A 24,016-nucleotide genomic window follows, 5' to 3' on the forward strand; every position below is an offset into this window, starting at 1 on the left:
TTACCAGACAATCTAACCGTTGTCTACTAATCGGTTTTTATATTTTTCATATTCAGAAGAGGGCAGATTAGTATGAATGTGAGGCCAGACCATATCCATGAAACCTTCTAAACTGCTCGGGAGTCATTCCTTCTAACCTTTTAAACACGGTGCAAAAATAACTATGATGCTCAAACCCGGACCGTCTAGCGATTTCCTGTATCTTTTGCTCAGGCTCCAGGTAAATAAGCTGTTTGCTTCGGTTAATCCGCTCCCTGTTGACGTATTCCATAGGTCTGACATTCATCGCTTGTTTAAATAGATAGCACAGGTATTGAGGCGTCACGCTGGCCTCTGCTGCAAGCTGTTCGATGGTAATCTGATGCTGACAATGCTGCTTGATGTATTGAATCACCGGTTGAAGCCGCTGCACGCTTTGATGGACCGTATGCTGACTAGTATTTACACGCTGTGCTAAATCCAAAAGAAAGTTATAGATAAGCTTGGAGCAACGAACATCCATATATGAATCTTCTAATGAAGCCGCTTCAATAATCGCGAGTAAATCGGTCTTCATATGTTCAAAATGCGTAATATCAAATACGTCTGAATGACGAACCCCTGCCAGTTCCAGCAGTGGACCACACTGACTGCCTTCCATCGATACAAAAATTACACTCCAAGGCTCGCTGACTGCATGGTAATGGTGAGGTTCATCCGGAAATAGACAGATCGCTTGCCCCTCCATAGCTTTCATCACATGACCGTCAACATAGATCACGCCCTCACCCGACAGAACTAACAACCATTGATAGGAGGAGAACCCGCTTGGCCTTCGTACAGCCTCCTGATGCTTCCATTGACCGGTTATGGTGAGGTATACGGGAAGCCGCTTTGTTGAATCGGTGATCAAACCAAAAATAATAGAGTCGATTGTTCCCACTTCACTTTCATATTTTTATATCTTCGTGAAAATTGTTTAATAGAAATAAGGAATTTTGAAATCTATACTATGAATATAGTAATAGAATACATCAATTATATAAATCTTTCGAACAGGAGTGACACATCTTGAATAAACGAAAACTAGTTTATGAACCGCCATCAAATGGTTACCCCGAATGGAATAATAATCCGGATCTATTTCAATTGAATCGGATGGACGCTCATTCGACAATGATTACGTATGATTCGTTAGAAGAAGCTCTGGAAGGAAAGCTGGAACAAGCTCGCAGCTATTATTCCTTGAATGGGATGTGGAAGTTTGCATGGGCCGAGAATCCGAATAGTCGTATTACTAATTTTTATGAACAAGGCTATGACTCCAGTGCTTGGTCTGAAATTCCGGTACCTTCACATTGGCAGCTTCAAGGATATGATTACCCTCAATATACAAATGTGGTATACCCTTGGGTTGAGCAAGAGGATATTAAACCTCCATTCGCCCCAACAAAATATAATCCCGTTGGCTCTTACATACGTACGTTTACCGTTCCTGTAGATTGGAAGGATCAGCCTGTATTCATTAGCTTTCAAGGTGTTGAATCCGCTTTCTATGTTTGGCTAAACGGAGAGCTTGTTGGATATAGTGAAGATTCCTTCACACCATCCGAGTTTGACTTAAGTCCGTATCTTGTTCCAGGTGAGAACAAACTGGCCGTTGAAGTATATCGCTGGTGTGATGCAAGCTGGCTCGAAGATCAGGATTTCTGGAGAATGAGCGGGATCTTCCGTGATGTGTATTTGTATACGGCTCCAGACGTTCATATTTATGACTTTCATGTGACGGCAGATCTGGATAGCGATTACCAACAAGGAAAACTGTCGCTTAAGTCTCTTATACATAATTATCGAGAAAATGAACACGGCAGCTTCACGCTTGCAGCTCAGCTTTATGATGAGGACCGGAATCCCGTGTGGAAGAGTGCTATATCCGAGCGAGTTACTATCGGTACACAGCCTAAAGAAGTAGTAGAGCTTGGGGCAGAAGTGGACGCACCAAAGAAATGGAGTGCAGAGTATCCTAATCTGTATACCCTTGTTCTTGAGCTTAAAGATGAGGAAGGGAAGACTGTACAATACACAAGTTGTAAGGTCGGCTTCCGCCGTTTTGAGATCAAGAATGGACTGATGAAAATCAACGGAGAGACCATTGAATTTAAAGGTGTAAACCGTCATGAGTTCTCTCAGGTTAAAGGTCGTGCCATCAGTACCGAAGAAATGCTGGAAGATGTAAAGCTCATGAAGGCCTATAATATCAATGCTGTCCGGACATCGCACTATCCGAATCATCCGAGATGGTATGAGCTGTGTGATGAGTATGGATTGTATGTGATTGATGAAGTGAATCTGGAGACGCATGGAACTTGGTATTACGGACAAAAAGAATTGGAAGATACCTTGCCGGGCAGCAAGCCGGAATGGCGGGAGAATGTGCTTGACCGCAGCAAATCCATGTTTGAAAGGGACAAGAATCATCCTTCCATCGTTATTTGGTCTCTTGGGAATGAGTCCTTCGGTGGGGATAACTTTATCCAGATGTACAATTATTTTAAGGGAGTGGACTCTTCTCGTATTGTTCATTATGAAGGAGCGTTCCATTACCGTGCTTCAGAGTCGGCTTCCGATATTGAGAGCCAGATGTACACACATGTCAGCAGTATCGAGAAGTATGCGCAGAGCAACCCGCAGAAGCCTTTTATCGTATGCGAGTACAGTCATGCAATGGGGAATTCTTGTGGTGGACTAAGTACATACTGGGAGTTGTTTGATCGATACCCAGTACTACAAGGTGGATTCATATGGGATTGGATTGACCAAGCTATTCTAACGGAGACAGAAGATGGGCGACAATATTTAGCTTACGGTGGCGATTTCGGAGATTCACCAAACGATGGTACATTTTGCGGTAACGGATTAATTTTTGCGGACCGATCTGTAACTCCGAAGATTTTTGAAGTGAAAAAATGCTATCAAAATGTTCGCTTCTCAGCGATTGATTATGAAGCTGGGAGTGTGAATATCAGCAATCGTAACCTGTTTACGAATCTAGCTGACTTCGCATTGGTGTGGAATGTGTTAAGGAATGGGTGTGTTGTGGCAGAAGGAGTCAAACAAGTTGATATTGCGCCTGGAGTCACTGAACCTGTGGACATCTCTGATGTGCTGAAGGCTTGCACTGGCGGGAAATCAAGTGATGAGTATGTGGTGACGCTTAGCTTCGTATTGAAACAAGCGAATTCGTGGGCGGATAAAGGTCATGAAGTTGCGTTCGAACAATTCGTATTGCCACTTCATGCTGAAGCGGACGCTCCGGCTGTACCACCAGGAAAACCGCTTCAACTTGTGGAAGAAGAACAACGAATTACCGTAAATGGTGAAGGATTCTCCGTAGAATTTGATAAATCTACGGGTAACCTAACATCTTATATGTTTGCAGGAACTGAATTTATTCAGCAGGCTCCAGTTCCGAATTTCTGGCGTGCGCTGATTGATAATGATCGAGGTAACAAGCTGGAAGAGCGTAGTAGTGTATGGCGGACAGCGAGTACAGAAAGACAGCTTGAGAAGTTCACATGGGAGCAAGATGCTGAAGTTGTGAAGGTTGAAGCTCATTATTCCTTGCGAGCGGTCTCTGAGTCTTCTTGTTCGCTGACTTATACGGTAAATGGTGTGGGTGTAGTGGAGGTACATCTGCATTTGATACCAGGCGCGGATCTGCCAGAGATTCCAGAGGTCGGCATCATGTTTGAGATGGATCATTCTTTCGATTCCTTGACTTGGTACGGCAAGGGGCCATTCGAGAACTATGTAGATCGGAACACAGGCGCAAAAATTGGACATTATTCCGGCCATGTTAAAGATCAGTGGGTTCCTTATCTTCGCCCACAAGAGTGTGGTAACAAAACAGAGGTACGCTGGGCATCTATTTTGAACGATGAAGGTATCGGGATTGAGATTCAAGGTTTACCGAAGTTTGAATTGAATGTGCTTCCGTATACACCAAAGGAAATTGAAGCGAGTGATCATGGATATAAGCTTCCGAAGTCGAATAAAACCGTAGTACGCGTAAACACGAAGCAAATGGGCGTAGGCGGAGATGACAGCTGGGGCTCTAAGCCTCACCCGGAATATACCTTGTATTCTGACCGTAGTTATAGCCTTACCTTTTCCTTTAAAGGAACGTTAATCAAAAAAGATTAATTTGAAAGAAGCAGCATTCGCGAAGCTACACGGGATGCTGCTTCTTTTGTTATGAGTAAGGTTGAAGCGAAAGCTGATTGGGTAAGTTTTTAGAAAAAAGAAGCTTGATGTAATTCTCTAGCAGCTTCAATATGGAGAGATCAACTGATGAAAAATATTACAGTTATAAAAAAGATCGCGTTATTCGTTCTTACAGTTCTTGTGATTATACTCGCTACATTACTTATGAATAGTCAACAGCAGAACAAAAAATATGAGACTTACGTTTCTCAAGAAATCGTTAGAACGATTTCAGATTCAATAACACATCTAATAAATGCTGAGAAGAGTGTAGTGAAACCTTTTCAGAATAATCAAATAAGCATATATGAAGCCAATCTGTTAAGTTCCAGTATGTACGAGTTTACTCGAAGTATTGAACGGTTGAATAATATAGCAGAAACGGTGGAAGGCAAGAATCCGGTAAGCAGTCCGATGAGTTTAAAGGCGGTAGAATATCATAGATATATCAATCAGCAAATACTCCGTACAGAGATTTATTACAATGATTTGCGGCCAACCAATAACAAAGCTCTCTCTTTGGATTCTAAGGAGATGGAACAATTAAGTCAGATGAAATTAGATATTGAAGCATGGGCAGCTATTTTTAAAACCTATTTTCCTGTTGATGAGCAAGGTTTAACACAGGAATTTATGAATAACAATGAAGCCAATTTTGTAAAACAAGAGACATGGAAATCATTTTACAGAGATATTCAAACATGGAATGATATTTAAAAGACAGTGCTCTTATCATAAGTAACTCATGAAATACAGTTTTGTTTTTGGTTTAGAACAAAAATAAAGCTGTATTTTTGTATTAATGAATAGTGTAATAGACCTGAATGGGTATATACTTAACATGTCGTAATTTTATATATTCTTTGTCGTATACTTCTACTAAAAAAATGATTGAGAATGTGATACCTTTATAGGTGAATGTCAGGATATTATATATCGGGAGGTATGGCGAATTGAGCATTAGAATCGGCAAGATTAGCTATTGGCACGTTCATGCTTGGGATTACACGAAACAAGCTCAAGAGCATGACGATACAGACATCGTTGCAGTCTGGGACGAAGATCCTGTTCGCGGACAAAAGGCTGCCGAGAAGCTGCAAGTTCCATTCTATGAAAGTTTGGATGATATGCTTGCTCAAAAGGATATCGATGCTGTTATTGTGGATGCGCCAACGAATAAACACCGTGAGGTTATGGTCGCTGCGGCTAAGGCGGGAAAACATATCTTTACTGAAAAGGTTATCGCCCCAACGCTTGCAGAAACGAACGAAATCGTGTCCGAAGCGGAGAAACAAGGCGTTAAGCTGACAGTTTCGTTACCTCGTTTGAATGATGGATATACACTGGCTGTTCAGGACGTCTTGAAACAGGGTTTGCTTGGAAAAATTACATATGTCAGAGTCCGCCTAGCTCATGGTGGAGCGATTGCCGGCTGGCTTCCCGATCATTTTTATAATTTGGAACAGTGTGGTGGTGGTGCACTTATCGATCTTGGATGTCATCCGATGTATTTGACCCGTCTGTTCCTCGGGGAAGAAATTACGGGTGTAAGCGCATCATTTGGATATGTGACGGGTAAAGAGGTCGAGGATAATGCAGTTGCAACACTTCAAACTGCATCGGGTGCTATTGGTGTGGTAGAAGCAGGCTTTGCGAACAGCCACTCCCCATTTACGATCGAGGTTCACGGTACAGAGGGAAGCCTGCTGTTCGGAACGCCAGATGAGAAGCTTCTAATGAAGACAAACCGTTCAGGAGAGGCGAACCCATCATGGGAAGAGATTCCTGTGTTCGCTCATCGTGAGAGTGCATTCCATCAGTGGGTTGGTCATATTCAGAATGACACGACGGCTGACGATAATATTGCTATGGCTGTTGAGCTTACCCGCTTAATGGAAGCTGCTAATCGCTCTGTAGCTGAAGCACGCGTCATCAAGCTGGAAGAGTTAAGACCATAAGGTTATGGATGAGTTAAAACGAGGCACCACTTTTCCTTATGGAATCATGTTTGAGAAGCAGGATATGCTCGAGCGGCTGGATATTCGGATTTCATGGGGATATTACGAGATTCATGTACTTCGATTTCATCTAACCAAATTTCCTCCGGGAAAAGTGGTTGATTTCCATAACCATGCCGAATTTGAGTTTCACTTTATTCCAAGAGGAAAGGGTAGGGTGATTCTCGAAGAGCAGGCCTACTCCTTATCGGAAGGGATGTTCTATTTAACGGGTCCAGGCGTTATGCATTATCAGGAAGCTGATGCCCATGAAGCGATGGATGAGCTGTGCTTGCATGTGAACATTATGGGGAAACAAAGAACTGATGTGGACCCATGGGAGGCTGCCGAGGCAGAGGAGTGCATCGAGAAGCTCAGACAGCTTCCGCTCATACCGGCTTATGATTCATATAAGGCGATGCATTGTTTTCTCGAAGCCTACCAAGTATGTGATGGTAAATATGCAGGTTACTACACCTCGATTAAACATCTGGTAATCAGTATTTTAGTCAAGGCAGTTAGAGCCTATGATTCCGATGGCATTCGGGCAGAGGCGCCAGTCCGGGATATGCTGTCATATCGGTATCAGTACGCAATCCATTTTATGGAGGCCAATTATCAGGCGAGCCTTACTCTGGAAAATGTGGCGGAGAAGCTGAACATTAGTCCTAGGCAGCTGCAACGGGTGTTCAAACACATGAACCCAGACGCATCTTTCAGTAAAGTGTTGGAAGATATCAGACTTAAGGCTGTATGTCGCCGATTGAAGGAAAGCACGATACCGATTGAACAAATAGCTCAGACAGAAGGATTTACGAATGCAACTTATTTACATGCCGTATTTCGCAAGCGTGTGGGTATGACACCGGGAGCTTACCGTAAGGCCAATAACAAAACAAAAATTGATGAAAAGTGATGGTGATAAGAATGAGTAAAGTATATCGCGTAGGGATTATCGGGTGTGGAGGAATTGCGAACGGAAAACATCTACCAAGCTTGAAAAAATTGAATAATGTAGAGCTCGTTGCTTTCTGTGATATCGTCGAAAGTCGTGCAGAAGAAGCAGCCGAAAAATATGGTGTCGAAGGGGCAAAAGTGTATTCCGATTATAAAGAGCTTCTTAAAGACAGCTCGATTGAAATCATTCATGTACTAACACCTAACGATGCACATGCTGAAATCTCTATTGCTTCATTGGAAGCTGGTAAACATGTTATGTGTGAGAAGCCTATGGCTAAAACGGCAGCAGAAGCAAGAAGCATGGTTGAAGCTGCGAAAAGAACAGGTAAAAAACTGACAATTGGTTATAACAATCGCTATAGACCTGATAGCTGGCACCTGAAACAAGTATGTGAGGAAGGAGATCTCGGTGATATTTATTTTGCCAAAGCACATGCAATCCGTAGAAGAGCCGTACCAACATGGGGCGTATTCTTGGATGAAGAGAAGCAAGGTGGAGGCCCGCTGATCGATATCGGAACACACGCACTTGATTTAACACTGTGGATGATGGATAATTACAAACCAAAGGTTGTACTTGGAACAAAATATCATGAGCTTGCTAAGAAAGAGAATGCTGCGAATGCTTGGGGACCTTGGGATCCAGAAAAATTCACGGTTGAAGATTCAGCATTTGGTATGATCGTTATGGAGAATGGCGCAACCATTATGCTGGAATCCAGCTGGGCACTTAATTCCCTAGAAGTAGATGAAGCGAAATGCAGCTTGAGCGGAACGAAAGCTGGTGCTGATATGAAAGGCGGCCTGCGCATCAACGGTGAACAGCATAGCCGACTCTACACCCACGAAGTTGATTTGAAATCAGGCGGCGTTGCATTCTACTCCGGTCATTCAGAGAGCGATGCAGATATTGAGATGAGAAAGTGGATTGAAGCTGTGGATCAAGATCTGGAGCCTGTGGTAACACCAGAGCAAGCTTGTGTCGTATCTGAAATCCTAGAAGCTCTTTATGAATCTGCCCGCACTGGCAAAGCAGTTTACATGAATCAAGGTTAATAAGAAGGAAAGCGTCTATTTACGATCAAGAAGTGCATAAACCACATTAGATGCTGATGTATGCATATAAAGGAGCTGTGTATCCATGACAACTACCAAACATGCTGTCGTAATTGTAGGTTATGGCGGTATGGGAAGCTACCATGCCAAACTCATTAAAGACAATCAACGCCTTGAAGTCACAGGGACTTATGACGTTTTGGAAAATCGACGTGAAGTATCCGTTAAAGAAGGTTATCCTGCATACGAGAGCTATGAAGCAGTACTTAACGATCCTTCGGTTGAGGTCATTCTCATTGCTACACCGAATGATGTGCATAAGGATTTAGCAATTCAGGCATTTAAAGCAGGTAAACATGTGATCTGCGAAAAGCCGGTGACCCTATCGGTGAGTGACTTTAAAGAGATGCTTGCTGCTGCTGATGAGGCAAACAAGGTGTTGATGGTTCACCAAAATCGTCGCTGGGATGAAGATTTCCTGACCATCAAGCAAATGTATAATGAGAAGACGATTGGTGATCTCTTCCGTATTGAATCCAGAGTCCACGGAGCTAATGGTATTCCAGGAGACTGGCGTCATCTTGAAGAATTTGGTGGAGGCATGCTTCTAGACTGGGGAGTTCACCTACTGGATCAGATGATCTTTATGATGGACAGTAAAATCACGAGTCTGAGCAGCCGCTTAAGCTATATTTTAGGCGATGGTGTGGACGATGGCTTTGAAGCTGTTCTGCAATTCGAGAATGGCGTATCTGCTGTGATCGAGGTGGGAACTACCAACTTCATTACACTGCCTCGTTGGTATGTCAAGGGTACTGAAGGAACCGGTGTTATTGAAGACTGGTCATTAAACGGCAGAATCGTTACCAGAAATCAGGATGCTGTTAAGGTAGAGCCTAAACCGATTCAGGCGGGCGTTGGATTGACTAAAACCATGGCGCCTCCTTCGGAAGAAGCAACCATTACAGATGCACTTCCAGAACCATTCCGTCAGCCTAGCAGCTTCTTCGATAACTTTGCAGCCGTGATTGAAGGGACAGCAGAGCCGATTGTGAAGAATGAAGAGGTACTGCGTGTACTGAATATTATTGATGCGGTATTCGAATCAGGCAGAACGGGCGAAACCATAAAAGATTTCGACATTTACCCTTCATAATCCAATACTTTGAATAATTAAAAAAGTACCACTGCTCTCGAATGCTTCATCGAGAGAGCAGGTGGTACTTTTTTTTAGATAACCAGGAGTGCATTTGTTTAAAGCTCATCTGTAGACAGATCGAGCCATTTCAGTTCTTCAGAAGACAGCTCGATGAGTGCACCTTCCTCACAGGAACGCAATTCTTCGGAACTTTGCGCACCGATTAAGGCGCAAGTCGGGAATGGCTGATTCAGCACATAGGCTAGAGCAATCTGGATTGCAGATACCCCTTTGGAAGCTCCAAGCTGTTTCGCACGCTCTAAGCGTTCCCAGTTGTCATCATTGTAGAATACGCGGACAAGGTCAGCATTATCACGGATTTCAGGTGTGAACCTGCCGGTGAAGAATCCTCTGGCTTGGGAAGACCAAGACAGGAGTGGGAGCTGCTCTGTTTCATGCCATGCACAAGTCTCAGCATCAGCAGACACACAACCGGTCCAGAAAGGTTCATTCGGTTTGGCAAGACTCAAGTTCGGGCTGCTAAATGAGAAACCAGCCAGACCATTCGCGGCTGCATATTCGTTCGCAGCTTGAATCCGTTGCCAGGTCCAGTTGGATACACCGATGGCTCCGACCGAACCAGCGGACACGTATTCATTCAAGGCTTCCACAATTTCTCCTACAGGAATAGCTGGGTCATCCCGATGAAGAGCATACAAATCAATGAAATCAGTTTGCAGTTTTTCAAAGCTCGTCGTTATGTCGCTGCGAATATCAGAAGCGGTGACACGTGGTCCGTCTTGGTTATGATGAGCGCCTTTAGTTAAAATGACCCACTCATCCCGGTTACCTCTTTCCTGCATATAACGTCCGATCACTTCTTCACTTTGTCCTCCGCAGTAAATATGGGCTGTATCAATCGAGTTACCGCCGCTGGCGAAATAAGCGTCTAGATTCGCAGCTGCTTTCTCGTAGTTATCATGATAGAAGTAGTCGGAACCTTTCATAAGCACAGAGACGGGTTTATGTAATCCTTTTATTGAGATCGTTTTCATGTTTACTTAACTCCTTTTTCTGTTGATCAGAGTGTAACTCTTATTCGTTCATGGGCAGAGAGCAGGCAGGCATCAATGACTCTCATATTATAGATCGCATCATCTGTGCCATAGCGAGCAGGGCTGTTATTCAGGACGACATTAGCGAAGTGATCTCCTTGTTCGCTATAAGCGTTTACGGCTGGGACTGGCATTTCTTTGCGTTCACCATTCTGAGTTAGGAAGAAGCTACTACCACCTTCAGGAATGCTATAGGCGTGAGGCACTTCAATGATTCCCTCTGTTCCTATGATCTCAAGCGGATTTCTCCCCGCAGCCCACATACCGCAGTCGAAGGTGAGAGCTACATTCCCGCCAAATTCAATCAGGCCGGAAGCCATCATATCTACATTGTCATGTGCCGGAGAGAAGAATGCTTGAACGGTCACCGCTTCAGGTTCCGTCCCTAGTAATATGCGAGCAGCATTGATCGGGTAACAGCCGATATCGTAGATAGAACCGCCTCCCCAATCTTTACGGAAACGAACATTTGTAGCGCTGCCAGAATTATTAAATGTAAAAGAACTGTGAATCGCACGGATCTCGCCAATAGCACCTGAATTGAGCAAGTCCTTGATGATATCATACCTAGGGTGGTAACGGTACATGAATGCTTCGCTTAAATGGACACCGGACTTCGCGGCAGCTTCGGCCATTTCCGCAGCTTCGGCTTCTGTTAAAGCAAGTGGCTTCTCGCATAAGATATGCTTACCGGCTTCAGCAGCCCGAATGGTCCATTCTTTATGAAGATGATTCGGTAGTGGGATGTAGACGGCATCAATATCAGGATCCAACAGGATTTCCTCATAACTGCCGTAGGCCTTTGGAATAGCTAGTTCTTCAGCTGTAGCTTGGGATTTATCAATATCGCGGCTAGCGATAGCAGTTACTTCATTCAATTGTGATTGTTTGAGACCTGGAATGACAGCGCGTTTCGCAATACTGGCACATCCAAGGATACCCCATTTCAGTTTGCGGCTCATAAGAGAGGATCAGCTCCTTCGAAATAATTAATATTATATTGCGATTATATTAGACCCCCATTAAAATTAATATAATATTATTTTGTAGTTTGTTATAACAATATTGTCATGGAGTTGCGAAATGTATGAAAAGACAAATTCATCTGCTAACGCTTCCACAGATGCCGTTTTTTTGTTTCCCAGAATCGGTGGGCATTTATAAAAATGAGCCGGATCATAATGTTTTTCGTCATGCTGGTGCGCTGAACAACTTCAATATTCATTATGTAGCCTCCGGCAGAGGCTATGTAGAAATTGATAATAAAGTATATGAGCTGGGACCGGGAGAGGCAGTATTATATTTTCCAATGCAAATCCAGCGCTACTATAGTAGTCAAGAAGATCCTTGGGATGTAAGATGGGTTCATTTTTATGGAAGCGGGTTGCAAAATTATTTAATTGAGCGCAATTTACATAAAAGCCAATTATGGAGCTTACGACAACCTGCAGCATTTGAGAAGGCTCATGAGGCATTGCTTTGTGAAGCCGAAATTCACCGAATGCTCGATTTACCTTATTTGTCTACCTTAACCTATGCTTTGCTTGCTGTATTTGTAGATCAGGCTTCTCCTTTAACCGGAAACAAGCTGAGTACTTCGGGAAAGCGGATTCTGGAGCTGCTTCCCATGATGCAGCAGAAAGCAGGAGAACCTTTTGAGTTAGAAGAATGGGCCGAGAGGTTAGGAGTTAGTACGTATTATTTTTGTAAGTTGTTTCGAAATGTAATGGAAATGACACCGATGGACTTCATAACACGCTGTCGCCTGCAAATGGCAAAACAATGGCTCCTTGAACGAAAGGATATGACAATTGGGCAAATTGCGGTGGATGCCGGTTACCCAAGCGTTAGCTATTTTAATAAAAGGTTTATGGAGCATGAGGGGATGACCCCGTCTGAATATAGACGACTGTATGGAGGATGATGAGGTTTATAAGATAATAAAACGATAAGAAGCACCCGTTAGCAGGGCATGTTCAATGCCTTTGCTAACAGGTGCTTCTATTTGTTAGGAGTTTCATATGAATTCTCGTTTGATGTTGTTACTGAGAAGATAAATTATGAAGCAAATGCTCGCTGCTTCGTTCCAGTACCATCGGGTACAGTTTTACTTTTTCCGGCGACATCGCTTTAACTTCGTTGTAAACGGCTGCAGAAGCATAGACAGCATCAGATTGTTCAAGCTGCTTATGCAAATCCTCAGAATCATTTGTGCTAGAAATTTGTAGGTGGATATTTGAAATGCCAGCTTCTTGGACTCGGTTAGCCATCCACTTAGCGCCGGCTTTGCCCAAACAGACAAAGGTAACTTTACTTTTAGGCTTGAGCTTGACCATATCAAGGAGGGCAGACATGTCGACGGAAGCCCCGATTGTATAAATTTTTTGGTCTAGTGCTGTAAATATATCTTTCACTTCTGCGTCGTGATTTAGTGTAGTCACGATGTGTGTAGACCATTTCAGCGCTTTCAAGCGAGCGCTTTCTGATACTCTTAAATTCTCTAAAAAAACAGTCTGAACTTCGGCACCCGTTAGTTTCTCGATTGCTTGGCGGTAGAAGATATGATCATGTTCTTTGCACTCGATGAATAGGATGTGCTGTTGTTCGCGATCAACATGTTCTTTCAGGAGAATGAACGCAAGGGACGCAGTGAAAAACTCATTCAGCGAAATGTTGTCAGCTTCAGCTTCTTCGATCGTACGCAGAATGAGATCATACATCGGTTTTCTGCGATTACAAAGCTCCTCCACGCTTCGGTTATTCAGAACTTGAGTGCCTCTGCCCTTTAGCATGGAGACGATACCTTCATCTTTTAACTGGTTATAGACAGAATTAACGGTATTCCGGTTGAGATCGAGTTGATCTGCTAAGCTCCCTGCTGCTGGAAGAAGGTCTCCCGGCTTGATGTATCCGATTCCAATCAACCATTTCAGTTGTTCTTTGACTTGAGTACTGACACTGAAGGTTGTATTCGGATCCACTTTAAGGATAAACCCTTCATTCTTATCCATTATCCAAACCTCTTTTCATAGTTCGGTAGTTATTTAACTGTACCTAAACATGGACAAGGAATCAAGAAAAACAGTTGACAATTAATGTATTGTTCGATAAATTAAACAAATAACTAAATTACTAAATGACTAGTTAAATATGAATATAAGAGGTGTTAGATGAAGAATGCTATGCGGGTTACCTTGCGGAGTGTTATGAAGAGCAACAGTCCGCTTACAGTTCGCCCCAAAAATATGATTATCGGTTTTTTGGGAGGTGCGATCTCCATTGGTCTATTAGCTTTGTTTACAATGTATGGAAATGGCATCTGGATCATGGCACCTTTTGGAGCGAGTTGTGTATTGGCATTCGGTCTATGGGATGCTCCACTATCTCAACCTAGGAACATCATCGGAGGACACCTTGTATCAAGCATAACCGGGCTTGCGGTTTTAAATATATGGGGAGATGGTGAATGGGCGATGGCTGTAGCTGTCGGTGCTTCGATTAGTCTGATGCAATTGACGCGTACGACACATCCACCAGCAGGTGCCGACCCACTGGTAATTATGATGTCAGGGAGCAGTTGGTCTTTTCTGCTGACCCCAGTACTCGCAGGGGCTGTTGTTATTGTGGTAGTGGCACTTATTGTTAACAATGTTGCAAGAGATCGGAAATATCCTACGTTTTGGTGGTAAATGTAGTAAATGAATTCATAAACCATTTCAATAAACAAAAGACCTGACAGGTAATCTCTGTCAGGTCTTTTGTTTATGATTCTATTTACTGCTTTGGCTTATATTCGGTTGGTGATTGACCCGTCCAGCGGCGAAATTGTCTGGAAAAGTGGCTCGCTGAGCTAAAACCGAGTCTCTCGGCAATATCCGTTACTGGTAGATTCGTCGTTACGAGTAGTTCCTTGGCAGCATTTAGCTTTTGACGGCTAATATATTGTCTTGGAGAAAGGCCATAGACTTTGGAGAACAGCTTACTGCACTGGCTTCGGCTTAAGTTCAGTTCTTTGGCAACACCAGCCACCGACATTTCATCATTCATGCCTTGCGATAGCTTCTCTTCAATCGCATGAGCAACATCGGTTGCGGGTAGAGGACCTTCCCTTGTCGGTGCCACCGGAGGGAGAGGTAGATCGCGTAATAACGTTAACACATCATGAATGATCAGAAGTGTATAGGATTGCAGAAGAAGCTTGTCTTCAAATCGGAATTCCCGAACTATATCTGTCGCTTCCATTGCTCCTTCTTCTACATGGTTACGTTGAACGATACCCTCAAGCTCTTTAACGTAAGAACTGAGCTTCGTACGTGCTGCTTGTTCAGGAGGAATATGCCGGTAAGGTGCAACAGCAAGCATACTCCGGATTTCAGGAACATCCAAGTCAAAGTGGACATTGAAGTATCCGTAAGGTGAGCTTGATGCATTAATGGATTGATGTCTTACACCAGACTTGATGAGAAGCCAGTCACCTGGACGCAGCGTAATCGTATCACGATTCATTTCCTGAACGACTTCACCTTCAAGACAGAAGAGAAGTTCGAATAGATGATGGTGATGTCTTGGATAACACCAACCGGGTGGGTGGATGCCAAAATGACAGCCTGAGACCTGTAAAGTATTTATTAAGTAGGGGAATTGAAATAAATATCCCATTGGAAGCTCCTTATCTGCGCAGTGCAATTATAATGGCTTACCTTAATATAGCTATCATAACATGTGTGAATAGCAAGTAAATGAACAATTGGCACAAATGGTATAGAACAAGCCCCATTTGGAGATTGAGCGTTTGCTTATTTTCAGAGATGATACAAGTAAGCGTTTTAATATACAAGAATGAAATGACGATTATGTTTATTACACATTTGGAGGGATAAACGTGACACAATTAAAAATCGCGGATAAACAATTTCAATGGGAAGATAAACCTTTACAAATTATATCAGGTGCAATTCATTATTTTCGTGTTGTTCCGGAATATTGGGAAGACCGTCTTTTAAAATTGAAAGCTTGTGGATTCAACACGGTAGAAACCTATTTGGCATGGAACCTGCATGAACCGGAAGAGGGAGAGTTTTGCTTTGAGGGTATTGCGGATGTGGAAAGATTCGTTCGGACTGCTGAAAAGGTCGGCCTGCACGTTATTTTGAGACCGAGTCCATATATTTGTGCAGAGTGGGAGTTCGGGGGACTTCCGTCTTGGTTGCTCCGCTATTCGGACATGAAAGTGCGCTGCATGGATAAGCTTTACCTTGAGAAGGTTGATAGATATTATGATGAGCTGATCCCACGCCTTGTTCCTCTTCTGAGTACGAATGGTGGGCCTGTTATTGCAGTTCAAATCGAGAATGAATATGGTAGCTATGGTAATGACGATGAATATATTAATTATTCGAAAAATGCACTTATCAGTCGTGGTGTTGATGTGATGTTATTTACCTCGGATGGACCGACAGATGGTATGTTGCAAGGAGGTACTGTGCCTGATGTTCTTGCAACGGTTAACTTTGGGTCCAGACCGAAAGAAGCGTTTGAGAAATTTAGGGAATACCGTCCTGATGAACCCCTGATGTGTATGGAGTACTGGAATGGATGGTTTGACCACTGGCTGAAGCCACATCATACACGTGATGCGCAAGAAGTAGCTGAAGTATTTAATGAAATGCTTCAGGCGGGGGCGTCTGTGAACTTCTATATGTTCCACGGTGGGACGAACTTCGGCTTCTATAATGGTGCGAATTACGGTGACAAGTATGAACCTACAATTACGAGCTATGATTACGATTCACCGCTATCCGAGTGTGGAGATATTACAGCTAAATTCGAAGCGGTTCGAAGTGTTGTCGCTAACTTTAAAGGTATTGATGTATCGGAACTTCCAGAATTGCCAGCACCGCTTCCTAAGAAGAGCTACGGAACCGTCAACTTGACTGAACAGGCGGATCTACTGGATCAATTGAATCAGATTTCGGATCCGGTAAAGCGTGTAACTCCTGTTCCGATGGAGGAACTTGGCCAAAGCTACGGTTTTATTGTGTATTCAACACAAGTATCCGGACCGCGTTCAGGAGAGGGTCTTTATATTCAAGAATTGCGTGACCGTGCTCAAGTTTATCTAGATGGTGTGTACCAAGGAACGGTGGAACGTTGGAATCCGCAAAGCCTGCCTCTGCAAATCCCAGCAGGAGGCGCCCGCCTGGATATTGTGGTTGAGAACATGGGTCGAGTCAACTATGGTCCCAAGTTGTGGGATCATAAAGGAATTACCGAGGGCGTGCGTCTGAACAATCAGTTCCTGTTTGATTGGACAATTTACCCACTTCCGCTTAAAGATACTTCAAAAGTTACATTTAGCGATATCGCAGGAAGCGAAGCAGGTAGAACAGACCGGCCTAATTTCTACAAGGGTGAATTCCAGGTCGATGAGACTGCGGATACATTCGTCCGTCTGGATGGCTGGGGTAAAGGTGTCGTATGGATCAATGGTTATAATCTCGGTCGTTACTGGGAGCAGGGGCCACAGGTAACACTTTACTTACCTGCACCTCTGCTTAAAGAAGGGCGCAATGAAATCGTGATCCTTGAACTGCATCATACAGAGAAGCCTCAAATTGAGCTCGTCGATAAACCTGATTTGGGTTAATTGTAGGTTCTTTCAGACAAATGAAGATCTAGGAGAGCACTCTTACTCTGGTTAAAGGTTAATGAAAGATGTAAGCCCTCAAGCGATATGTGACGCTTGAGGGCTTTTGTTGCTTAGGCACCCCAGACTCTCGGCATGGGCATAGACTCTTTGCCCAGTTCCGCTGAAATGTATTTCAGCAGTAGCTCCGATTTGAGTGTATGGAAATCTGGATTGTCCCATAAGTTATTTAATTCCTCCGGATCATCCTGCAAATCGAAGATTTCACCGTAGGTTTGGTTATAGTACACCGTGATTTTATATCGCTCGTTTACATATGTTTTCTGATGAATGGTTGTAGCTTCATGCCTGAACTCGCAGATGGCATGGTCTCTGGCAAACTCTGAGGCCCCTGTCCAAACTTTGCTCTGATCGATACCGGTCATGGCATGGGGAATGGGCAAATCACACAGTGACAGAAATGTAGGAGCTAGATCGACTAAGGACTGAATGGCACTATTGGTTCTTCCGGCCGGGACATGTCCCGGATAACGTACGATAAATGGCAGCTTGATCAAATCTTCATAGTGGAAGCCGCCTTTAGCCTGAAGTCCATGTTGACCGAAGAAGTGACCATGGTCTGTCGTAAATACAATAATAGTATTATCTGTAAGTCCTAGTGCATCCAGCTTATCGAGTATTTTTCCAATATAATGATCCATCATGCTGATCATCCCGTAATAGGTAGACATTTGCTTTTTCTTGTGAGCATCGTCCAGTTTTATATTTTTTCCATAACCATAGTATAGGTGCGAGTGGTACCCATGAATTCCTTTCCCGCTTTCTTGGAGATGGGAGAAATCCGGTTTCTCCTCCTGAGTTAACCCGAAATGGGGAGGATTCTTATCATGCTCACCAGGAACGAGGGATGGAACAGTCAGTTCTGCTTCATCGTACATTGTGTCCCATGGTTCTGGTACTAGGTATTCAGGGTGAGGATCAAAGAAGCTTGACCATAAGAAGAAGCTTTCATCATCTGTTTTATATTGCTCCAACAACGCATTAGTACGTTCGGCGATCCATGTATTGTAATGATATTCCTCTGGAATTGGCCATTTGTAGGAAATGCTCGGGTCCATTGTACCTGTTGGTGCCAGAAAATAATCGCGCCAGTTCTTACAGCCTTTCTCTTCCATCCATAATACATAATGCTGACCAACATGGGCTTCGTTCGTATGGTTACGGGCTAGCTCTACGTGATCAAAACCGTAAAAGGGTTCATCAAAAGCTTTCCAGAAGTCGAGATCCTGCATCAACGGATAAGATTCCAAGGAAGGATACTCTTCCGTTGAACGAAGCTGTTGAAAGTGAGCTTTTCCGATCAGTGCTGTTTTATAACCTGCTTCTTTGAAATCTTCCCCAACCGTATGGCGGTCTTCAAACAATTTTGTGCCAAGCGACCAAGCTCCATGCTGACTTGGATACATGCCAGTTATGATGGAAGCACGGCTTGGTGTACATGTAGGGTTGGGACAATAAGCCCGATCGAATGTAGTGCCTTCACGGGCAAGACGATCAAGATTGGGAGTTTTAATCTCGTTGTTAAACATTCCAATGGTATCAAAGTGTTGCTGATCGCTTGTAATAAGCAATATATTTGGTTTTTTCATATAGATTAACACCTCCATGACTCATTTTATCGGTTATGATGATGAAGAAGAATGGCATGTTGTATGGTGTATTTATCATTTTGTTAGGTATGTAAATCCTAGGAAAGGGATGGAGGTGTTGAAGTGCAGGATTATGGTCATGAATTTGCTGAGTTCTTGTATTATATACCGGATTCATTAGATAAAGAGGGAGTATTTTGGCTGCTACGGGCTGGAAAAATGATAGCGAAATCGGGATATTTTGCAGGGCCGAAGCGAATTAAGAGTTACAGTATGCATTTTGTCATGAAAGGCAGTGTGACTCTCGAATACGGGCGGGAGCGGCTGGAATTGACAGAAGGTGATATTTTCTGTTTGTATCCGATGCAATCCTATGTATATAGGGAAATTAAAAGTGATCACAAGCTTGAAATGTGCTGGCTGAATATGGATGGACCCGGGGTAGAGCCCATGCTAAGGCGGTCTGGCTTCACTTCCTCCATGCCTTTTGTTAAGAATGGTTGGACACAGGCTTTGCAGAGGACGATAGACAGCTTGCTTGAGCGTATGCGATCTGATTGTCTGGTTACACCTTCATTGCGTCTTGAGATTCAAAGTTTACTTTATCAGCTGTTTTCTCAACTTTTGCAAGAGAATTCTGAGGAATTGAAGACAGAGCCGGTCGACTGGATTAAACGATGTATAAAATATATAGAAGCTAATGCAATGACAGGGGTTTCCGTACAGCAGGTGGCAGAATGGGCTGGGGTAAGTCGGACCTATTTCTCCACGATATTTACAAGCCAGACAGGGATGGCCCCATCGATGTATATTTCAAAAATTCGGATGGATAAAGCGATGCGTATGTTAGTGGATACCAATCATTCGATCACAGATATTGCCCTTACTCTTGGTTATCCTAGCCTATATTCGTTTACAAGAGCCTTTAAAAACCGATTTTCACTCTCTCCAACGGAGTTCAGGAATACTTAAAGTGCTAAAAACAGAATAATATATTACATATAAAAGGAAAAATAGATTGATATTTGTAATAACATGATTTGAATCGAATGAAATAATGTCACAAAATGAGATTTGTGAAAATTATTATAATACCCAAAAGCGTGCGAATTGAAGCGGAAATGCTCGAAAATAGTCGTATATGACCATGTTTACTTATATGAAAATAATGGAGATTTCAGAGAGTCCCAGTACAGGACTCTCTTCTTATTTTCTGTAATCATCCAAAACTTTACAATCCTTCAATGGCGCGGATAAAGTGGATTTCCATGTCGGACTTTGGTATCAATTTTGTAATAACTATGGATAATGATGTAAAAATGACCGGAACTTTAACAGTTTTTGAGCGTTTAACTATTCGAATCAAGAAATTCATGAGGACACTGTCATTGTCCCTCTCTCTAGATTCCATACGAGCGAATTCCTGTTCATCCTATAAGGGATACAAGATTTGATTCGGTTAATAGCTGTGATGAAAGAGGGAGCGAGAAGCAGAAAGCTCTTCTTTTTTTTTATTGGGGAGAGGAGTTCGGCTGATGCAGGCGGTCCGGTAACCTGTTGCTTCTTTATGCCTACCAAGTGACTTTGAAAAGTTGGTAAATCAGGTGCATAGCGCTCAGGGCGTTGCCGGTCGTAGAATTGCCTGTATAGCTGCTGCCGACAAGCGCAGCAAAACAGTCCGAGATTTTGGAGTACAAGGAGAAGGTGAGTTGAGAACGGCAATGAGCAAAAGAAAACGGTGGACGCTGCTAGGCACGCTGACCGTCGTACTGCTCTGTGGTGGTGCCGCCATTTTTGGATTTTCGAAGCCGTCATTAACAACGTTTGCAGATCCTGACGGGACGAAAATGAAATTCAAAACAGAGGGTACAAGCTTTCTTCTATACGGTGAGGACGAGCAGTGGAAAGAAATGTTTGTGAAAGGCGTCAATCTAGGGGCTACTGTCCCGGGATACTTTCCCGGTGAGTTGCCAGCAACGGAGGAAGACTATCTCCGCTGGTTTAAACAGATTGATGAGATGGGAGCGAACGTTATACGGTTGTATACGGTACACAACCCGGTTTTTTATTCAGCAATCGTAAAGTACAACGAGGATAAGGGTGAGGATCCACTTTACTTTATGCAGGGTATATGGTCACCCGAGGAGCAACTCATCGAGCAGCAAGATGCATACGCGGACAATATCCACCAAATGTTCAAGGATGAGATTCGAAAAGTAGTGGCTGCAGTGTACGGAGACGTCACAGTAGAATCTAAGCACGGTGCATCGAGCGGTAAATACAAAACGAATGCCGGCAAGTATTTGATGGCGTGGCATGTAGGCACAGAATGGGACCCGGCCATGGTCAAGAATACGAATGCTAAACATAAGGATATTACTCTCCATAAAGGCACATATTTCTCAGCGGCAGAGGATGCGAGTCCATTTGAAAGTTGGCTTGCAGGTCTGCTCGACTATACAGCAACCGAGGAGCAGAAATATGGCTGGCAGCATCCGATAACCTTTACGAATTGGGTAACTACAGATGTGCTTGAGCATCCAGGTGAGCCACTCTTTGAAGAGGATATGGTTTCTGTGGATGCAAAACATGTTGAACCCGTGAATTGGGATGCAGGATATTTTGCTTCATATCATGTTTATCCTTACTATCCTGATTTCTTCCGTACGGATAAAACTCTACAGACAATTCCCGATGGGCAGGGAGACTTTAACACCTATAAGGCCTATCTTCGGAAATTAAAAGCTGAGTTTACCGATATGCCGATCATGGTGACGGAATACGGCGTTCCTTCTTCCACGGGTATTTCCCACCACGGTCCTAGCGGCCGGAATCAGGGAGGACATGATGAGGAGGAACAAGGAAAGATTGACGTTTCATTAACCCAAGATATTTATGATGAAGGTTATTCGGGCGCTATTCTTTTCATGTGGCAGGACGAATGGTTCAAGAAGACATGGAATACGATGCCATTCGAAATCCCGGCAGATCGGCGATCTTACTGGCTGAACGTACTGACAAATGAAAAGATGTTTGGTGTTCTAGCAATGCAGCCTGGAAAAGAAGAGATGCTTACGATCGATGGCAATCTTTCCGATTGGGATGAACTTCCTGAAGGGGAGATGACAGCGTGGCAAGGAGATATTCCAGGCGTGAAAGCGATGCAGATCACTCATGATGAAGCATATCTTTATATTGGTATGGAGCTGGACAAGGCGTTTGATCCTAAGAAATCGAAGCTTTACATTGGAGCGGATACGATAGAAGGTGGCGAACAGCCTGTACATGAACTGGCGGGCCGTACGATTACCGGCGGAGACTTGGAGACGATTATTGAACTTGGGAAGGACAATGAATCGCAGGTTAAGATTGCTCCCTCATATGATTTTCATAAGCGCCTTTATGGGAAAGACGGATACTGGATGCTTCCTGAAGAGGACGATGGCAAAGAGGACAACGAAAAGAGTCAAAACAAAGACGATTCGTTTAACTCATGGAAGCTCGGAATCAGTCTCTTGATGAATCCACCGGATACCCGCTTTACTCATCCGTTTGTGGAAGAAACCGTAGGTAATCTCAAGCGGGGATCGAGTAATCCGGAAGCACAGGATTTTAACTCCCTTACCGCATGGCAATACCAAGGTAAAGTAGTTGAAATGCGAATTCCGTGGATGTTACTGGGCTTTTCAGATCCAAGTTCCCTACAAGTGATAGATTATAGCCCAATTGAGGACCGTAGAACGTTTAAGACGGCTACGATCGAGAGCATACGGTTGCTGCCGTGGATAGTAGAGCAGCAATCAAATGGGCAAACGGGAGAGGTATTGGACTTGCAGAACACTGCTTCTTATACTTGGGAACCTTGGGAAACTGTCGAGTATAGTGAACGATTGAAGAAAAGTTACTACGCAATGCAGGAATTCTTCACTAAAACACCTGATATTCAAGATAAAAAGTAGATATAAAAGGAGGAACCATCGGATATGTTTTCAAATATAGCCTTGGCTTATATTTTCATCTATGTTTGTCTGGGCATGATCGCATTCGGCATAATCCTGTTGTTCCAGATGAAAATAAAACATAATGCTGAACAAAAACAGATGGAACAATACACGGAGAAACATCGAGATTATTTCATGTACGTGCAGGCTCATCTGCATGACGAAGTTACACTTGAGTTACCTCCGGGAAATCTTAAGCCACTGGAGCGTCGTGTTATTCAGGATAAATTAATGGAATGGATCGAGCAATTCAAAGGAGAGGCACGGACCAAGCTGATTGAATTGTGCAGTGAAGCTGGTTTTGTCAAACAAGAAATCCGTTCACTTTCCAGTATCCGCTATGGTCGCCGAATTGAAGCAGCTTATCGACTTGGCGGTATGCGGGCGGAAGAAGCAGTGCCGGCGCTTGAAGCATTATTGGATCGGACGAAGTATGGACCCCAGACGATTATTATAGCCAGGGCAATATCCAAGAGTGCCACGCGGCCTGATCAGATTCGGGCGATGCTATCAAAGATACTGTCTTATAAGAAGCCAATTCATCATATGGCTGCTGATATTTTGCTCGAAACACGGCTTGATTCAGCTAGCCTGATACGCAAGCTCTTGGAAGATCCGAATCCTGACTTGGTAAAAGTAGCTTTAGTAGCGATGTGGGGACAAGCTGTACCAGCCGTCGTTCCTGCACTTAACCGACTTGTTGGCTCTGAAGAGAAAGATGTTCGTGCCGAAGCAGTTAAGCTTTACCTCAGCTCAAATCCGGCGTTGTCAGATGACACAATCACGCAGCTGATGAATGACGCTGAGTGGGAAGTGCGGGCAGCCGCTGCCAAAGCACTTGGTCAACTTCATGCAGCCGGTAGTATACCTTTACTTACAGCTGCGCTTCAGGATGAGAGCTGGCATGTTCGTAGCAACAGTGCTGAAAGCTTGTCTCTCCTAGGAGAGCAAGGGTTTGAAGTGCTATGTCAGGCAGCATTAACGGGTACAGGAGTAGCGAGGGAAACGGCGATCTATCGTATTGAAAGAATTATGGCTAACGAAAGTGAACATGAAGCTGTAGAACAAATGGTTGCATTTAATAAGAAAAAATTGCTGTATGAAAACTATTTCGGCATTCAGTCGAAGAAACGGACCGTACAAGTTGCACGAGTAGGAGGGGATTACACTGCTTAGAGATATCCTTCTCACATACGGCATAGTAGCGATTTA

General features: G+C 43.6%; 18 protein-coding genes. 12 read left to right on the forward strand and 6 right to left on the reverse strand.

Going from position 1 to position 24,016, the window contains the following annotated elements; translation table 11 throughout:
- Positions 1-67 precede the first annotated feature (67 nt).
- Positions 68-892: a helix-turn-helix transcriptional regulator gene (locus tag ACFQV5_RS23310; RefSeq protein WP_379250492.1), complete on the reverse strand. Its 825-nt coding sequence runs from the start codon at positions 890-892 to the stop codon at positions 68-70.
- Between the two features lie 158 nt (positions 893-1,050).
- Between ACFQV5_RS23310 and lacZ the strand changes: the two genes are divergently transcribed.
- The 6 genes from lacZ to ACFQV5_RS23340 all read left to right on the forward strand — a co-directional run bounded on the left by lacZ (position 1,051) and on the right by ACFQV5_RS23340 (position 9,411).
- Positions 1,051-4,182 (forward strand): beta-galactosidase, LacZ type, encoded by a 3,132-nt coding sequence (gene lacZ, locus ACFQV5_RS23315; protein ID WP_379250494.1) that lies wholly within the window; start codon positions 1,051-1,053, stop codon positions 4,180-4,182.
- Between the two features lie 147 nt (positions 4,183-4,329).
- On the forward strand, positions 4,330-4,959 hold the full coding sequence (locus ACFQV5_RS23320) for a hypothetical protein (protein WP_379250496.1): 630 nt from the start codon (positions 4,330-4,332) through the stop codon (positions 4,957-4,959).
- Positions 4,960-5,195: 236 nt separating this feature from the next.
- Entirely contained in the window at positions 5,196-6,200 is a 1,005-nt protein-coding gene (locus tag ACFQV5_RS23325) for a Gfo/Idh/MocA family protein (protein ID WP_379250498.1), read from the forward strand.
- Between the two features lie 4 nt (positions 6,201-6,204).
- The gene (locus tag ACFQV5_RS23330; protein WP_379250500.1) at positions 6,205-7,155 is read left to right on the forward strand and encodes a helix-turn-helix domain-containing protein; all 951 of its coding nucleotides are present in this window, start codon (positions 6,205-6,207) and stop codon (positions 7,153-7,155) included.
- Positions 7,156-7,166: 11 nt separating this feature from the next.
- A complete protein-coding gene (locus ACFQV5_RS23335; RefSeq protein ID WP_379250502.1) occupies positions 7,167-8,255 on the forward strand; it encodes a Gfo/Idh/MocA family protein in 1,089 nt (362 codons plus the stop codon).
- 85 nt (positions 8,256-8,340) lie between these two features.
- On the forward strand, positions 8,341-9,411 hold the full coding sequence (locus ACFQV5_RS23340) for a Gfo/Idh/MocA family protein (RefSeq protein ID WP_379250504.1): 1,071 nt from the start codon (positions 8,341-8,343) through the stop codon (positions 9,409-9,411).
- A gap of 98 nt (positions 9,412-9,509) precedes the next feature.
- Here ACFQV5_RS23340 and ACFQV5_RS23345 read toward each other — a convergent pair whose 3' ends face one another.
- Positions 9,510-10,448, reverse strand: a complete 939-nt coding sequence (locus ACFQV5_RS23345) for an aldo/keto reductase (RefSeq protein WP_379250506.1) — start codon at positions 10,446-10,448, stop codon at positions 9,510-9,512.
- A 26-nt stretch (positions 10,449-10,474) separates the two neighbouring features.
- Entirely contained in the window at positions 10,475-11,470 is a 996-nt protein-coding gene (locus tag ACFQV5_RS23350; RefSeq protein ID WP_379250508.1) for a Gfo/Idh/MocA family protein, read from the reverse strand.
- 125 nt (positions 11,471-11,595) lie between these two features.
- Here ACFQV5_RS23350 and ACFQV5_RS23355 point away from each other — a divergent pair, with 125 nt between their 5' ends.
- On the forward strand, positions 11,596-12,432 hold the full coding sequence (locus ACFQV5_RS23355) for an AraC family transcriptional regulator (protein WP_379250510.1): 837 nt from the start codon (positions 11,596-11,598) through the stop codon (positions 12,430-12,432).
- Between the two features lie 118 nt (positions 12,433-12,550).
- Here the strand turns inward: ACFQV5_RS23355 and ACFQV5_RS23360 are convergent, their stop codons facing one another.
- The gene (locus tag ACFQV5_RS23360) at positions 12,551-13,519 is read right to left on the reverse strand and encodes a GntR family transcriptional regulator (protein ID WP_379250512.1); all 969 of its coding nucleotides are present in this window, start codon (positions 13,517-13,519) and stop codon (positions 12,551-12,553) included.
- Positions 13,520-13,678: 159 nt separating this feature from the next.
- Between ACFQV5_RS23360 and ACFQV5_RS23365 the strand changes: the two genes are divergently transcribed.
- On the forward strand, positions 13,679-14,197 hold the full coding sequence (locus ACFQV5_RS23365) for an HPP family protein (protein WP_379250514.1): 519 nt from the start codon (positions 13,679-13,681) through the stop codon (positions 14,195-14,197).
- Between the two features lie 85 nt (positions 14,198-14,282).
- Here the strand turns inward: ACFQV5_RS23365 and ACFQV5_RS23370 are convergent, their stop codons facing one another.
- The gene (locus ACFQV5_RS23370; protein WP_379250516.1) at positions 14,283-15,167 is read right to left on the reverse strand and encodes a helix-turn-helix domain-containing protein; all 885 of its coding nucleotides are present in this window, start codon (positions 15,165-15,167) and stop codon (positions 14,283-14,285) included.
- A gap of 223 nt (positions 15,168-15,390) precedes the next feature.
- On the opposite strand from ACFQV5_RS23370, the gene ACFQV5_RS23375 reads away from it, so the two are divergent.
- Positions 15,391-17,154, forward strand: coding sequence for a glycoside hydrolase family 35 protein (locus ACFQV5_RS23375; protein ID WP_379250517.1), 1,764 nt, complete (start codon positions 15,391-15,393; stop codon positions 17,152-17,154).
- Positions 17,155-17,267: 113 nt separating this feature from the next.
- On the opposite strand, the gene ACFQV5_RS23380 is transcribed toward ACFQV5_RS23375, so the two are convergent.
- A complete protein-coding gene (locus tag ACFQV5_RS23380; protein ID WP_379250519.1) occupies positions 17,268-18,803 on the reverse strand; it encodes a sulfatase family protein in 1,536 nt (511 codons plus the stop codon).
- 123 nt (positions 18,804-18,926) lie between these two features.
- Between ACFQV5_RS23380 and ACFQV5_RS23385 the strand changes: the two genes are divergently transcribed.
- From ACFQV5_RS23385 to ACFQV5_RS23395, 3 genes are all read left to right on the forward strand, one after another.
- Complete coding sequence (locus tag ACFQV5_RS23385; RefSeq protein ID WP_379250521.1) at positions 18,927-19,775, forward strand: helix-turn-helix domain-containing protein; 849 nt, start codon at positions 18,927-18,929, stop codon at positions 19,773-19,775.
- Between the two features lie 749 nt (positions 19,776-20,524).
- Positions 20,525-22,762, forward strand: coding sequence for a hypothetical protein (locus ACFQV5_RS23390; RefSeq protein ID WP_379251150.1), 2,238 nt, complete (start codon positions 20,525-20,527; stop codon positions 22,760-22,762).
- Positions 22,763-22,786: 24 nt separating this feature from the next.
- On the forward strand, positions 22,787-23,980 hold the full coding sequence (locus tag ACFQV5_RS23395; RefSeq protein ID WP_379250523.1) for a HEAT repeat domain-containing protein: 1,194 nt from the start codon (positions 22,787-22,789) through the stop codon (positions 23,978-23,980).
- The last annotated feature ends 36 nt before the right edge of the window (positions 23,981-24,016 follow it).

Source organism: Paenibacillus sp. GCM10028914, from assembly GCF_042666275.1.
In the GTDB taxonomy this organism is placed as follows: Bacteria; Bacillota; Bacilli; order Paenibacillales; family Paenibacillaceae; genus Paenibacillus_AQ.